Raw genomic sequence first — 14,622 nt, forward strand, 5'->3', positions numbered from 1 at the left:
TAGTATCTAAAGGGTACTGTCCGGGAATCGAAACATGACTCCCGGACGGTTGTGTATTGGGAATGTCACAAAGGTGGGCAGTTTTTAGTAGCCATGACTGACAGACCAGATTTAAAGATACTGCTTGTTGAAGACGCCAGCTTTTTTGCCAGAATTATGTGTGGCGAGCTGGAGAAGGCCGGGTTCAAAAATGTTGAACTGGCCCGTAACTTCGCAGAGGCAAAAACATTTCTAGAGACGACACCAACAAGGCCATTTCTTGCTCTTGTTGATTTGACTTTGCCAGACGCGCCAAATGGCGAAGTGGTGGATTTGACCATTGAAGCCGGTTTGCCGACCATTGTGTTTTCCGGCCGTTTTGATGAAACCACGCGTGGTACGATCCTTGGCAAGGGCATCGTCGATTATATTCTCAAAGATTCACCTGCGAGCCTGAGCTATCTCGGCGATCTGGTTAAGCGCGTTGAAAAGAACGCTCGTACCCGTGTGCTGATCGCGGATGGCTCTGCGGCTCATCGTACTGTCTTGAAAGAGCGCTTGGAGCGCTACCGTCTCAATGTCACCACGACTTCAACGAGTGACGAGACTTTGAAAATGCTGGACAGGAACGAAGATATCCAGATGCTCATTCTGGGCCACACTCTGCCGGATCGTGATGGCTTTGAAACGCTGACCAGAATCCGCAAGCGTCGTGGCTTGCATAATCTTGCTGTTATCGGGATTGCAGAAGGTCCATGCCCTGAGCTCACCGCTAAGTATCTGAAATCCGGTGCAAATGACTTCATGACAAAGTCCTGTACGCCTGAAGAGTTGATCCTTCGCGTATCGCAGAACCTTGATAATATCGAGCATATTCGCAGGCTAACAGAACTTGCGAACCGTGATCCGATGACCGGCCTGTTTAACCGGCGTTATCTGCATGAGAACATCGAGAAAATGCACGATGAACTCATTCAGAACGGCGAGCCGATCCGCTATGCAATGATCGACATTGACCGGTTTAAGCAGATCAACGATCACTTTGGTCACGCCACTGGCGATCTTCTGATCAAAGCAGTAGCGAACCGCATTATCGACCTCCTACCTGAAGGCGGGGTCGCTGTGCGGATTGGTGGTGACGAGTTCTGCGTCGCTCTGCCGTCTATCGATGCGCAGACAGCTCGCTTTTTCCTCTCCGAGCTTCGCAGCTCCTTGCCTGTAACCGTCCCGGGAATGGACAACGAGGTTCTGACCTCCACCATCAGCGTTGGCTTATCTGCAGGGCGCGAGGCAACACTTTCTGATGGCCTTAGAACAGCAGACCGCTGTCTTTACGAGGCAAAAGAAAGCGGCCGCAACAGGATTATTGCGGCCTAATATCATTACAGATCAGTGCGTACTCCCGAGAAGGCTTTAGCTCCTCGGGAATGCGATTTAGATACAGCGCCCGCCATCTACTTCCAGCGCTACACCGGTGATGAACGAAGCTTCATCAGAGGCCAGCCATAGAGCTGCGTTGGCGATATCCTGCGGCGTCGAGAAACGGCCGAGTGGAACCGTTGAACGGAAAAGGTCACGCTTTTCCGGTGTATCCTCACCCAAGAACTGATGAAGCATACCGGTTTGCCCTGCGACCGGACAAAGTGCGTTAACGCGAATGTTTTTCGGAGCCAGCTCCACCGCCATGGATTTAGTCGCGGTAATCACCCATCCCTTGGATGCATTGTACCAAGTCAGCCCCGGACGCGGGCGCAGACCGGCAGTCGATGCGGTGTTGATTATGACGCCGCCACCTCTGCTATCCATTTCCGGCACCGCGATCATCGCAGACAGATAAATGGCCTTGGCATTCACGTCGAGAATACGGTCGAAGGTCTTCTCATCTACGTGCAGCATATCGCTGTTGTTGTGTGTGTAGCCTGCATTGTTAACCAGAACATCAATGCGGCCAGTCGCATGAAGAGCGGCAGCGACCATCTCCTTCACATCGTCCATCTTGGTAACGTCAACGGCTACAGCGACGGCCTGCTCGCCAATTTCCTCGGCGCAGCGCTTTGCAGCATCCCCGTCGATATCAGCAACGACGACAAAAGCGCCTTCGTCGGCGAACGTTTTGGCAATACCTTCACCAAAGCCAGAGCCCGCGCCGGTTACAATGGCTGTCTTTCCTTTTAAACGCATCATGTGCTTGCCTCCCCTTCCAGCGCGTTAGTCGTGTTTCAAAACCAGTGTCTTCAATGCGGAGAAGTCTTTGAGTGCTTCAAAGCCCTTCTCGCGGCCATGACCCGACTTTTTGAAACCGCCGAACGGAAACTCTACGCCGCCCCCTGCGCCATAGGCATTCACAAACACCTGACCGGCCCGTACTGCCTTGGCAACGCGCATGGCACGGCCGAAGTTTGCGGTCCACACACCGGCAACAAGCCCGTAAGGGGTACCATTTGCGATCTGGATCGCCTCTTCTTCTCCCTCGAACGGAATAAGTGAGAGGACCGGACCAAACACTTCATCTTGCGCAAGAGGGTGATCAATCGGTACTGGGCCATAAAGGCGTGCTGCGCAGTAGAAGCCATCTTCCGGAGCATCCGGCGCAATTGTGCCTTCTGCGATCAGCGGAATACCGTCTTTAGCTGCTTGCGAGCAGAAGTTTTCTACCCGCCGCGCCTGTGCCGGGTTGATGAGTGCGCCAATATCAAGGTCATGCTCATGCGGACCAGTAACAAGTGCGCGGAATTTCGCCCGAAGACGGGAGGCGACTTCATCCCACAATGATTTATGAACCAGAACGCGGCTACCAGCAGAGCATGTTTGCCCGCCATTACGGGTAAGGGCATCGCAAATAACAGGAATGGCCTTATCGAGATCTGCATCCTCAAAGAGGATTTGCGGAGACTTACCGCCCAGCTCCAACGTGCAGCCAATATGGTTTTTGGCAGCTGCTGACTGGATAATTGTTCCGACCTGTGGCGAACCTGTGAAGGTGATGAAATCCAAACCCGGATTATGCGCAAGAGCAGCGCCTGCCTCGTCGCCGTATCCGGTGACGATGTTAAGTACGCCGTCTGGGAAACCAACTTCCTTGGCAAGCTCGGCGACGCGAATAACAGAAAGGCAAGCATCTTCACTTGGCTTGATCACCAAGGTGTTTCCCATCGCAAGTGCAGCACCGGCAACGCGGGAGAAGATCTGGATCGGGTAGTTCCACGGAATGACTGCCCCGACAACGCCATGCGGCTCGCGGATGGTCACGGTGGTTACATCATCAACAAACGATGGAAGGGTTTCACCAGTAACCTTGTCTGCAGCTCCGCCGTAAAACTCGAAGTAACGCACCGCTGCTCTTACATCTGCAACACCCTGCATAACCGGCTTGCCGGTATCGCGGGCTTCCAGCGCGGCCAACTCGTCCTTGTGCGCTTCGATTGCCTGAGAAAGGCGCGTTAACAGCCGCCCACGCTCCACCGATGTAGTCTTTGGCCACTCTCCCGTCTCGAAAGCACGCCTTGCAGCAGTTACTGCCCGTCCAACGTCAGAAGCTCCGCATCTTGGAATACTAGCAAATTTCTTAGCATCCGACGGGCATACAACGTCTATCCATTCCTCACAGCTGGCTTTTGCCTGCTTTCCGTCAACAAATGTATAGAAAACATCCTGACCAGAAACGCCCTGTATCTTAACGTCGTCGCCCATTTAACTCTCCCCCGACTTCAACTTGAGGCGATGCTAGCGGAGCCAATCCTGTGACGCAATTGTAAATTACTAAAGTTTTCAACGGCTAAACATATAGTTGCATACGGGTTTTGAAAGTTCCGCTGCGCTGATTACGCAGCTGTTTCGCGGCGCAACCACGGCCTACCTTTTACGGCTTGCTCGCTAGGGGAAATGGACGGCTGAGAATACAGCGTCACTTCCATGCCAGAGCCTTCTAATAGCCCACGAAGAACAACCTCATTTGACGGCGCAAAACTGTCCACTCCGCAGCGTTTCAACATGGATACTTGATCGAGAATGAAAGCTCCTGTTGCTCTGATCTCTCCTTCAAAGCCCAGTTGTTCACGCAATACACGGGCAGATGAAAAGCCGCGCCCGTCCGTGAACTGCGGAAAATCAACAGCAACCAGCGACAGACCATTCAGGTATGGCTCCAGCTCTTTCGCGTCATCTGCAGGCGCTAGAGCAACGCCAATCTTGCTAGAGCTTTCCAGAAATCGCTTTGCATCCGCAAGGAAGTCAGTGAACGAGACGACGATTGCCTTTCCCGCAGGCAAAGGTTCGTCCGGTGAAACGGTAACCCACTCTTCTTCGGTTACTTGTCCGTTTTTGAATACGGTGGAGGCCATGCTCTTTCCTTTCACCTTCAAATCAAATTCCGCTGCCATCAATTTGCTTTCCGTGACTTGGGAGGTGGATACCGCACTCGGTTTTGCCTTTTCCGCGCCAACGCCCAGCGCGTGGGTCTTCTCCCTCCGCCACTTTGTCGGTGCAAGGCATGCAGCCAATGGAAGGGTAGCCTTGAGCCACCAAAGGATGCGGCGGTAGTTTGTTTTCTCTGGCGTAAGCAAGAACCTGCGCAGCATCCCAATCAGCTAGCGGATTGACCTTGATGCGCGGCCCATCTGCCTCGAACCACGGCAAGCTCTTGCGCGTGTCTGCTTGATGGCGCTTTCGGCCAGATATCCATGCGGAGTATCCATCAAGCGCGGCATCAAGCGGCAGAACCTTTCTTATGTGGCAGCACTGGTCACTATCTCTCAGCCAAAGATCGCCCTTCGGGTCCTGCGACACCAAATGGGCCGACTCCGGCATAACCGAGCGAACGCCGGTGAGACCTAGATGCTTGATGAGCTGATCTCTATAGAAACGCGTCTCGCCGAAGTGCTTGCCGGTATCGACAAAAACAACAGGTGTTGCCTTATCGATCTGCGAGACCATGTGCAGCAAGACGGCAGAGTCCGCTCCAAAGCTTGAGACCATGACAATGCCATCAACAAACAGGTCTTCAATACTGGTACGCAGGATACTCATAGGCCCTGTTCGGCCATAGAGTTCGTCATAGGCGGCGGCTTCCAAGGGAAGAGCGTCCTCATGGTTCAAGGCCCGCACCGCGTTGTTACCCCGAGCCATAGAGCGCCTCCTTAAACGGAGCATCCCCCACACGCCGATAGGTATCGATGAATGCCTCGGCCTTATTTGCGCGGATGTCTAGATAAGTATCCACGAGCGTTTCAACCGCATCGACCACTTTATCGGCGGGAAATCCCCGTCCCAATATCTTGCCGATGGAGGTGTTTTCATCTGCCGAACCACCGATGGTGATCTGGTAGAGTTCCTCACCCTTCCGGTCCACGCCCAAGATGCCGATATGGCCTACATGATGATGGCCACAGGCATTGATGCAGCCCGATATCTTCAGCTTCAGATCACCAATATCGTGCTGGCGCTCAAGCGAAGCAAAGCGCTCGGAGATTTCTTGAGCAACAGGAATGGACCGTGCGTTCGCCAAGGCGCAGTAATCAAGCCCCGGGCAAGCAATGCTATCGGAGATCAGCCCAGCGTTCGCCTCTCCCAGTCCATTGGCTGCAAGAATTTTGAAGATAAGCGGTACATCTCTCAGCTCCACATGAGGGAAAACGATGTTCTGCTCATGAGAGACGCGAATTTCATCATAGGCAAAGCGCTCTGCAAGATCGGCAATGACTTCCATCTGCTCAGCCGTTGCATCACCCGGAGCGCCGCCAATCGGCTTTAGAGATATGGTAAGGCTGGTGTATCCCTTTGCTTTGTGCGGGTTTAGATTCCTCTTTGCAAAGTTGGCCAGCTCTCTACTCTCGGCCTTTGCTGCTTCAAAGGCACTTTCCGTTTCAGGCAGATCCTCAAATACCGGCGGAGCAAAGTAAGCGTTGATGCGCTCGATCTCTTCCAATGGAAGGTTCAAAAAGCCGTTTTTAACTTTGAGAAACTCGGCCTCTACCTCATTGCGGATCGTGTCCTCTCCACTCTCGTGAACCAGAATTTTGATGCGTGCCTTGTACTTGTTGTCTCTGCGCCCATGCAGGTTATAGACCCGCAGAATGGCTTCACAGTAGGACAGCAAATCCTGCTCCGGTAAAAACTCGCGAAGCTTACGGCCAATCATAGGCGTGCGGCCAAGCCCTCCGCCTACAAAGACGCGAAAGCCGCGCTCGCCATCTTCGTTCTGGTTTAGCTGCAAGCCGATGTCGTGCACCTGCACTGCTGCACGGTCATGGTCCGCACCAGTGATGGCAATCTTGAACTTGCGCGGCAGGAACGTGAACTCAGGATGCAAAGAGGACCACTGGCGCAGTATCTCGGCATAAACGCGTGGGTCAGCGTACTCATCTTCCGCAGCACCTGCAAAATGGTCTGCAGTCACGTTTCTTATGCAGTTGCCGGATGTCTGGATCGCGTGCATTTCGACAGATGCCAGCTCTTCCAGAATTTTGGGCGTATCGGAGAGCTTTGGCCAGTTGAACTGGATGTTCTGACGCGTTGTGAAATGCGCATAGCCCCTATCGTAACTGCGGGCAATTTCAGCAAGCTTGCGCATCTGTTTGCCATTGAGCGTACCGTATGGAATGGCAACGCGAAGCATGTAGGCGTGGAGCTGAAGGTAAAGCCCGTTCATAAGCCGCAAAGGCTTGAACTCGTCCTCGCTCAGCTCTCCCTTTAGCCTGCGCTCCACCTGATTTTTGAACTGCTCGACGCGTTGCTCCACGAAGTCCTGGTCGAATTCATCATAGCGATACATGGGCGATCCGTTTCCTAATGGGCATCTATATTCAAGAAGCGCGGGCTTGCTTACCGAGATCCGGCTTTGTGGTTGGGCCAGCAGCTCTGATCATTTCTTTAAGCTTGGCAGGAAGGATGCGGCCTTCATCTCGCACCACATCAATCTCATAGGCTCCAACGACTTCCTGAGCCTTTTCCGAGTGCTCCGCTGTCTTCAGTGCATCTTCAACGTGAGAAGGCTCTTCCAGAATTTCAGCTCGAGTGAGAACCTCAACCCAGTTTCCGTTTGGGCCAAGCCAGACAACTTCACCATCAAGCAGGCGATTGGCGGTAATTACTTTCATTGATTTCCTCCTCACGCCGCGGCGACGGCTTTCATCTGCGTATCTTTGAAAGGGGATAGCGGCTTTGCGCTTTGGGTATCGGCATAGGCGACAGTTTCACCAATCACGATAAGGACAGGTCCGCTCACATCATCGCGTGCTGCAAACTCTCCCAGATCAGAAAGTGTTCCGGCAAAGACCTGCTCGGTTTTCTGGCTGGCGCTTTCAACAGCCATTACCGGCGTAGTGAGGGAAAGGCCTGCATCATGCAGCTGAGAAGCAACCTTGCCTGCAACACTCCTACCCATGTAAACGGCTGTGGTTGCTCCGTTTAAAGTGAGGTGCGCCCAATCTGGCAATGTCTGGCCGTGTTGATCGTGCCCAGTTGCAAACACAAGGCTGGAAGCAACGCCTCTTAGCGTTAGTGGTAGCTTGGTAGAAGCAGCCGCTGCAAAAGCTGCGGTAATACCGGGAACAACCTCATGCGCGATGCCTTCACGGGAAAGCGCATCAAGCTCTTCGCCTGCTCTGCCAAAGACCATCGGGTCACCTGCTTTGAGCCGGACAACCTGAAGGCCTTTCTTTGCGCTCTCCACGATGAGCTCATTAATCTCGGCTTGGGAGGCTGAATGATGTCCCTTGCGTTTCCCAACGCGAATACGCTCTGCATCCCGGCGCCCCATAGACACAACAGCATCGGGAACCAATGCATCGTAGAAGATGACATCCGCCTCTTGCAGAACGCGCTGTGCGCGCAGTGTAAGAAGGTCTTCTGCGCCCGGACCTGCCCCTATGAGCCACACATAGCCATTTTGAGCCAAAAGCGGGCCATTAAGGAGCCGCTGCGCGTTTTTTCGCGCACCCTGCTCGTTCCCTGCCAGTGCGTTGGCTGCAACGCTTCCGGAGAAGAACCGCGCCCAGAAAACCCGCCGTTCCTTACCAGTTGGCAGCAGCTTCATAACCGTCTCGCGGAAGCTTTCGGCAAGGGAAGCGAGTTTGCCTGCTTCAAGCGGAAGCATCGCCTCAATCTTGGCGCGGATATGCCTTGCGTAAACAGGCCCAACGCCCGTTGATGTAATGGCAACAGCGACAGGCGCGCGATTTACCAGTGCCCCTACATAAAAATCGCAGAGTTCCGGCCTATCTACAGCATTGCTTGGAATACCTGCAGCTCTTCCCGCCTCAACCACTCGCGTGTCTTGCTCCAGATCTCCGCTTGCAGCGAATACCAAAGCAGCATCTTTTAGAAGGTGTGGTTGAAATACTTCAGCTTTCAGATCGGCAGAGGCTTTATCAATCGCTTCAAGCAGCGCTTCTTCCGGCTCCTGAGAGACGACAATGATGTGCGCTTGCGTTTCACTTAGAAGGCGAACCTTTGCAGCAGCCTCATCTCCATCGCCTACGACAACGACGGGACGTCCGGCTACCTTGCTGAAGGTCGGGAAAACGGCAAGCTTTCCTTCATTATTGCGATTACCCTCTGCCTTCGCCGACATAGCCTTACCCTCTGATCCAAATTCATCAGAGTAATCCTAGTAGTTTTCCGAGGTAGTTTCGGGGTACGGCGTTTCAAAGCTCAAAAGGAGCTTAGAAAAGGATTCCGTTTCTACAGATGGTCGCTTCTTAGCAATGCTAAATTAAAAGATCGCACTGGATTGACTTGGATTTTCGCCCGACAGTCTCCTTTAAAGAAGAGCAATCCATCTGCGGTTGCGTCAATGCAAAAACGGGCCTGCAGTTACCTACAGGCCCGTCTTCATAGAAATATCGTTATTGGCTGCTGCTCAGTTGCAGTAGCTTTTATCGAATGCGCTGCAAAATGGAGACGTAGTTGGCAACAACAGCGCCGCCCATATTGAAGATACCTGCAAGCTCAGCACCTGGAACCTGAATGCCGCCAGCAGTTCCCGTCAACTGCATTGCGCAGAGAGCATGCATGGAAACGCCAGTTGCGCCAATAGGATGGCCCTTTGCTTTCAAGCCGCCAGATGGGTTTACAGGCAGCTTGCCGTTCTTCAGCGTCCAGCCTTCCAGAATAGCGTCAGCGCCTTTACCTTCCGCAGTCAGCCCCATCGCTTCATACTCAATCAGCTCAGCAATGGTGAAGCAGTCGTGGGTTTCAACGAGGCTGAGATCATGGACGGAAAGGTTTGCCTTATCAAGAGCTTGACCCCAAGCAACGCGGCAACCATCAAACTTCAGCACATCACGCTTGGACATCGGCAGGAAGTCCTGCACATGTGCGAGCGAGCGGAAAGCTACGGCCTTCTTGGCAGAAAGTGCAGACTGGGTATCGGTGATAACAACCGCTGCAGCACCGTCTGAAACCAGAGAACAGTCGGTACGCTTCAAAGGACCCGCGACGAACGGGTTCTTCTCACTCTCAGCGCGGCAGAAATCTACACCAAGGTCTTTGCGCATCTGAGCGTATGGATTGTCGACGCCGTTCAAATGGTTCTTGGCAGCAATATGGGCAAGGGCTTCGGTGTTGTCGCCGTACTTATCAAAGTAAAGACCTGCGATCTTGCCGAATACGCCAGCAAAACCAGCAGGAGTATCGCCATCTTCTGGCAAGTACGATGCCTTGAGAAGGTTCTCGCCAACTTCGCGGCCCGGAGTCGTGGTCATCTGCTCAACGCCAACCACTAGAACGCGACGCGCCTGCTTTGCCTCAATGGACTTAACAGCCTGATGAATAGCGGCAGAACCAGTAGCACAGGCGTTCTCTACGCGAGTAACCGGCTTGAAGCGGAGGTCATCGCTAGCCTGAAGAACAAGACTTGCGGTGAATTCCTGCTTGGAGAAACCAGCGTTGAAGTGGCCGAGGTAGATCTCGTCGATATCTTTGGCTTCAAGGCCCGCGTCAGCAATTGCTTCGCGTGCAACTTTTGTCACCAGCGACTCGACGGTTTCATCAACCAGTTTTCCGAAAGGCGTGTGCGCCCACCCAATAATCGCAGCCATTGTCCCCTCCCTAGGTCAAGGCAATCAGGCGGGCCATAGGCCCGCATTCAAGTTGGCGCGATGGTTTCACCTGATTGCTTCTATGACAATCCTACGGAAGTTGAAGCTTGAAGGATTGAATCCCCTTCATTCAAGAGGCTTTCAGGGGAGCTACGGAAGCACGGTAAACAAGCTCTGCCTGCCATATGGTTTGCAGGCTCTGCCAGCTCTCACCAAGAAGGTACCGGTTGACGATAGAAGCAACTTCGCGGCCTGCCGCTCTAATAGAGGAGCGCGTAACAGCCAAAGGCGGGTCAAAAGACATCGCGGATAGAAAGGGCAGCTCATCATCATGGGCCGTAATGGAAACATCTCTTCCGACCACCAACTGCAATTGACTGCAAGCGCGATAAGCCCCTGATGCTAAAAGTGTACTGGAGCAGACAAGCGCGGTTGGGCGATCCGGCCGTGAAAGCAGCTCCATGGCCATGGCAAAGCCCTCAGCTTCAGTCATGCGGGCATGAGCATCGTAACCGGCAGGAGCCTCTATCCCTATTTCAGCCAAGGCATCTTGCCAGCCTCGCAGACGCTCGTTCGTGTAATTGCGGTTGCGGGGGCCATTTAGTATCGCGATGTTTTTATGCCCTAGATCAATGAGCATTTTGGTTGGCTGATAAAAAACTTGGTAGTTGTCTATGTCCAAGAAGGCATAGTCGTTTCGGTCCTTCACTCGACCATGAACGACGAAGGGAATGTCCAGCGACTTAACCAGACTGATCTGCTCCCCGCTGACATCGACACTGGGCAGAACCACCAGATCGACCGTACGGCTGGAAACAACGCGTTTCAGCCCTTTCCAGTCATCTCCCTTTGTGGCGCTTAACAAGACATCATAGTCATGCTCCGCAGCTCGTTCAGCCAAGCCGGAAAGAAACTCCGTAAAGTGCGGGTCTACGAGTTTGTTCTCGTCTGTCGGAAACGCGACACCGATAATATTGGACCGTCCAGTCGCCAGACGCCGAGCGCTTTCATTGGGCCTGTACCCCAACTCTTTCGCAGCAATAGACACCCGTTCTCGTGTTTCTTTGGAAACATCGCTGTAGCCATTGAGCGCCCGACTAACTGTTGTTTGGGAAAGGCCAAGGTGCTCCGCCAACTTCTTCAAGGACATGTATCTTCCAACTTTCAGTTCCTGCGGATTGCCCACCAATAAACCCATGGGAATTTAAAGCGCTTTGAGAAATCAAAGTAAATACCCTTAGTTCACACAAAGAACGGAACTGTTGGATAATAGCCATTTTCAGCCGAACCTCTTGGTCAATACCGGCATTCCAACACGAGCCTTGACTCTGTGAAAATACTGAGTCAGGCTTATCTTCCAAAGCGCTTTGGAAACTTGGTCGCTTTTGCCTGCACAACGCGGGGAGGGAAACCTGCAAGCGGTTCGGGAGGACGTTATGGGTCGCTTTTGCAGGATCAGTAGGAGGGCAATTCTGTGAAATTCAAAAGTGTATTACTCACTTCGGCATTTCTTTTGGGCGGCTTCGGCGGCGTCGCTTCAGCAGCTGAAGTTACCATCACCTGTGGCTCTGTCGGTAAGGGACAAGAGCTTTGCAAGTCTGCTGTAGCAGAGTGGGAAAAGAATACGGGCAACACGGTTAAGGTGGTTTCGGTTCCCTCTTCTGCGACTGAGCAGCTGGCACTCTTCCAACAGATCCTTGGCTCTGGTTCGGACGATATCGATGTCTTTCAGGTAGATGTGATCTGGCCGGGAATTCTGGGTAACCACCTTATTGATCTCAAGCCTTATTCCAACGGCGCAGAGAATGATCACTTCCAGCCGATCATTGAAAACAACACCTATGAGGGCAAGCTGGTAGCCATGCCTTCCTACACCGACGCCGGTTTGCTGTACTACCGCAAAGACCTGCTAGAAAAGCACGGCCATTCTCAGCCTGAGACATGGAGCGATCTGGCAAGCATTGCCCAAGACGTTCAGGACAAAGAGCGCGCAGGTGGCAACGACAAGATGTGGGGCTTTGTTTTTCAGGCAAAAGCCTATGAAGGCCTGACCTGTGATGCCATTGAATGGGTTGATAGTTTCGGCGGCGGGGCGATTGTAAACCCTGAAGGCGACATCACCATCAACAACCCGAAGGCTGCCAAAGCCCTTGATATGGCCGCGAGCTGGATCGGCACCATCGCACCAGAAGGCGTGCTGAACTATCAGGAAGAAGATGCTCGCGGCGTATTCCAGTCTGGCAACGCGGTATTCATGCGCAACTGGCCTTATGCTTGGTCCCTGGCGCAGGGCGCAGATTCTCCGGTGAAGGATAAGGTAGGCGTGATGGCTCTGCCTAAAGGCGGGGAAGAGGGCAAACCAACCGGCGCTCTTGGTGGCTGGCAGCTTGCTGTCTCCAAATACTCCAAAAACCCTGATGCAGCGGCTGATCTTGTTATGTGGCTCACCCGCAAAGACGAGCAGAAGCGCCGCGCTATAGAGGGCTCATATAACCCGACGATTGTTTCTCTCTACAACGATCCAGACATTCTGGCAGCGAACCCGTTCATGGGAGAGCTAAAAGACACGTTCACTAATGCAGTTGCACGCCCATCCCGCGCAACGGGAGCCAATTATAACAAGGTTTCCAATGCCTTTTACAATGCGGCTCACAGCGTTCTTTCTGGAAAGGTTTCGGCTGAAGCCTCCCTTTCCAAGCTGGAAAAAGACCTGAAGCGCATCAAGCGTAAAGGCTGGTAACGACCACAAAGCGGAGGGCCTCGTTGTTGGGGCCCTCCGTTTTCCCGTTGCTTTTGTCAGGTTAAGGACGCCCCGATGGCTCTTGCACTTTCAAGTGGTGAACAAGTCGGCGCAGGCGGAAACCGCTCCCAGTTAACGACAGCTCGCATACGCGCTGCATGGCTCTTTCTTAGCCCTATGCTTATTGCGCTGGCTGTTGTGGCTGCGTGGCCGCTGGCACGAACTTTCTGGCTTGGTTTTACCGATGCCAACCTCTCCGACCTTTCGCAGAGCCAGTTCATCGGCTTTGAGAATTTCTATGCCGTTTATGACGGAGAAGCCTATGGGTTACTTGTTGACCCTGAATGGTGGAACGCTGTCGGAAACACCCTGTACTTCACCGTTGTTTCGGTTGCGCTGGAAACTGTCTTCGGCCTTGTCATTGCCCTTGTTCTGCACGCCAACTTCAAAGGCCGTGGCCTTGTAAGAACCGCAGTGCTTATCCCTTGGGCCATCCCAACTATCGTTTCTGCCCGCATGTGGGGCTGGATGCTTCATGACCAATTTGGCGTAATCAACGCGGCGCTGATGACGCTTGGTATCATTGATACGCCGATAGCGTGGACCGCCAACCCTGACACGGCAATGTGGGCCGTTATTATCGTTGATGTTTGGAAGACAACGCCGTTTATGGCGCTGCTTATTCTCGCTGGCCTTCAAATGCTGCCCAACGACATTTACGAGGCAGCGAAGGTCGATGGCGTCGGTCCGGTTCGCGTGTTCTTTCGTGTAACTCTGCCGCTTCTTCGCCCTGCTATTGTTGTGGCAGTTGTGTTTAGGGCGCTGGATGCACTGCGTATTTTCGACCTCATCTACGTTCTGACATCCAATTCCACGGACACCATGTCCATGTCTGTCTACACCAAGCAGCAACTCATTGATTTTCAGGAGATGGGGTACGGCTCGGCGGCGGCAACCCTTCTGTTTATGATCGTCGCGTTCATGACCGTCATTACTCTCATTGCCGGAAAACTGCGCTTTGATGGGGAGGGTGAGCGATGAAACAGCTAGTTAAAAACAGCCTCTTCTACTCACTGGTCTTAGTGATCGTCTTTGCCGCTGTTTTTCCGTTTTACTACGCGATTATTACCTCGTTCAGGTCTGGCTCAGAGTTATTCAGCACCTCGCTTTTACCGACATCCTTCAATTGGGACAACTATACCGGCATTTTCGTCGAACAGCCCTTCGGCACCAACATTTTGAACTCGGTGATCGTTGCAACGTCGGTCGTTGTTATCTCTCTAGCAATTGCGGTGACAGCCTCTTACGCCCTAGCACGCATTCCATTTAAGGGCCGTGGGTTGATGCTGATGACCATTCTCAGCGTCTCCATGTTTCCGCAGGTCGCGATCCTATCCGGCATGTTCGAGCTTATCCGCTCACTTGGCGTCTACAATAGCCTGACCGGCCTGATCATTCCCAACACGGTTTTGATGCTGCCGTTCACGGTTTGGGTGCTTACCACCTTCATGCGTGAAATACCGAAGGAACTGGAGGAAGCTGCAATTGTTGACGGGGCCTCGTCCTTCACAATCATCTGGCGGGTCTTTCTTCCGCTTATGTGGCCTGCCCTCGTTACAACCGGCCTACTGACCTTCATCGGCGCATGGAACGAGTTTTTGTTTGCGCTCACCTTCACCCTTTCAAACGAAGTGCGCACCGTTCCGGTTGCTATTGCATTGCTTTCGGGCGCTAGCGAGTTCGAGCTGCCGTGGGGCCGCATTATGGCTGCATCGGTTACCGTTACAGTGCCGATTGTCGTTCTTGTTCTCATTTTCCAGCGAAAGATTGTGGCTGGCCTGACCGCAGGCGCCGTTAAAGGATAGC

The 14,622-nt window shown here is 53.1% G+C and carries 13 protein-coding genes; 4 read left to right on the forward strand and 9 right to left on the reverse strand.

What is annotated here, in order from left to right:
- Positions 1-93: 93 nt before the first annotated feature.
- Complete coding sequence (locus tag E1162_RS07465) at positions 94-1,356, forward strand: diguanylate cyclase (protein ID WP_155128891.1); 1,263 nt, start codon at positions 94-96, stop codon at positions 1,354-1,356.
- Positions 1,357-1,413: 57 nt separating this feature from the next.
- Here the strand turns inward: E1162_RS07465 and E1162_RS07470 are convergent, their stop codons facing one another.
- The 9 genes from E1162_RS07470 to E1162_RS07510 form a co-directional block, all read right to left on the reverse strand.
- Positions 1,414-2,163, reverse strand: coding sequence for an SDR family oxidoreductase (locus tag E1162_RS07470; protein WP_155128893.1), 750 nt, complete (start codon positions 2,161-2,163; stop codon positions 1,414-1,416).
- 24 nt (positions 2,164-2,187) lie between these two features.
- Complete coding sequence (locus E1162_RS07475) at positions 2,188-3,669, reverse strand: aldehyde dehydrogenase family protein (RefSeq protein ID WP_155128895.1); 1,482 nt, start codon at positions 3,667-3,669, stop codon at positions 2,188-2,190.
- Between the two features lie 131 nt (positions 3,670-3,800).
- The gene (locus tag E1162_RS07480; RefSeq protein ID WP_155128897.1) at positions 3,801-4,358 is read right to left on the reverse strand and encodes a DUF934 domain-containing protein; all 558 of its coding nucleotides are present in this window, start codon (positions 4,356-4,358) and stop codon (positions 3,801-3,803) included.
- Complete coding sequence (locus E1162_RS07485; RefSeq protein WP_155128899.1) at positions 4,342-5,103, reverse strand: phosphoadenylyl-sulfate reductase; 762 nt, start codon at positions 5,101-5,103, stop codon at positions 4,342-4,344. Before E1162_RS07485 ends, E1162_RS07480 begins: the two co-directional genes overlap by 17 nt.
- The gene (locus tag E1162_RS07490; RefSeq protein WP_155128901.1) at positions 5,090-6,748 is read right to left on the reverse strand and encodes a nitrite/sulfite reductase; all 1,659 of its coding nucleotides are present in this window, start codon (positions 6,746-6,748) and stop codon (positions 5,090-5,092) included. Before E1162_RS07490 ends, E1162_RS07485 begins: the two co-directional genes overlap by 14 nt.
- Positions 6,749-6,779: 31 nt before the next feature.
- Positions 6,780-7,073: a DUF2849 domain-containing protein gene (locus tag E1162_RS07495; RefSeq protein ID WP_155128903.1), complete on the reverse strand. Its 294-nt coding sequence runs from the start codon at positions 7,071-7,073 to the stop codon at positions 6,780-6,782.
- A gap of 11 nt (positions 7,074-7,084) precedes the next feature.
- A complete protein-coding gene (gene cysG / locus E1162_RS07500) occupies positions 7,085-8,548 on the reverse strand; it encodes a siroheme synthase CysG (RefSeq protein WP_155128905.1) in 1,464 nt (487 codons plus the stop codon).
- Between the two features lie 304 nt (positions 8,549-8,852).
- On the reverse strand, positions 8,853-10,016 hold the full coding sequence (locus tag E1162_RS07505) for an acetyl-CoA acetyltransferase (protein WP_155128907.1): 1,164 nt from the start codon (positions 10,014-10,016) through the stop codon (positions 8,853-8,855).
- Positions 10,017-10,146: 130 nt separating this feature from the next.
- On the reverse strand, positions 10,147-11,166 hold the full coding sequence (locus E1162_RS07510; RefSeq protein WP_155128909.1) for a LacI family DNA-binding transcriptional regulator: 1,020 nt from the start codon (positions 11,164-11,166) through the stop codon (positions 10,147-10,149).
- A gap of 324 nt (positions 11,167-11,490) precedes the next feature.
- On the opposite strand from E1162_RS07510, the gene E1162_RS07515 reads away from it, so the two are divergent.
- The 3 genes from E1162_RS07515 (at position 11,491) to E1162_RS07525 (ending at position 14,621) form a co-directional block, all read left to right on the forward strand.
- Entirely contained in the window at positions 11,491-12,756 is a 1,266-nt protein-coding gene (locus tag E1162_RS07515; protein ID WP_371311848.1) for an ABC transporter substrate-binding protein, read from the forward strand.
- 75 nt (positions 12,757-12,831) lie between these two features.
- Positions 12,832-13,797, forward strand: coding sequence for a carbohydrate ABC transporter permease (locus E1162_RS07520; protein WP_155128911.1), 966 nt, complete (start codon positions 12,832-12,834; stop codon positions 13,795-13,797).
- The gene (locus E1162_RS07525; protein ID WP_155128913.1) at positions 13,794-14,621 is read left to right on the forward strand and encodes a carbohydrate ABC transporter permease; all 828 of its coding nucleotides are present in this window, start codon (positions 13,794-13,796) and stop codon (positions 14,619-14,621) included. Before E1162_RS07520 ends, E1162_RS07525 begins: the two co-directional genes overlap by 4 nt.
- Position 14,622 lies beyond the last annotated feature (1 nt).

The sequence above is a fragment of the Pseudovibrio flavus genome, from assembly GCF_009711345.1.
Taxonomy (GTDB): Bacteria; Pseudomonadota; Alphaproteobacteria; order Rhizobiales; family Stappiaceae; genus Pseudovibrio; species Pseudovibrio flavus.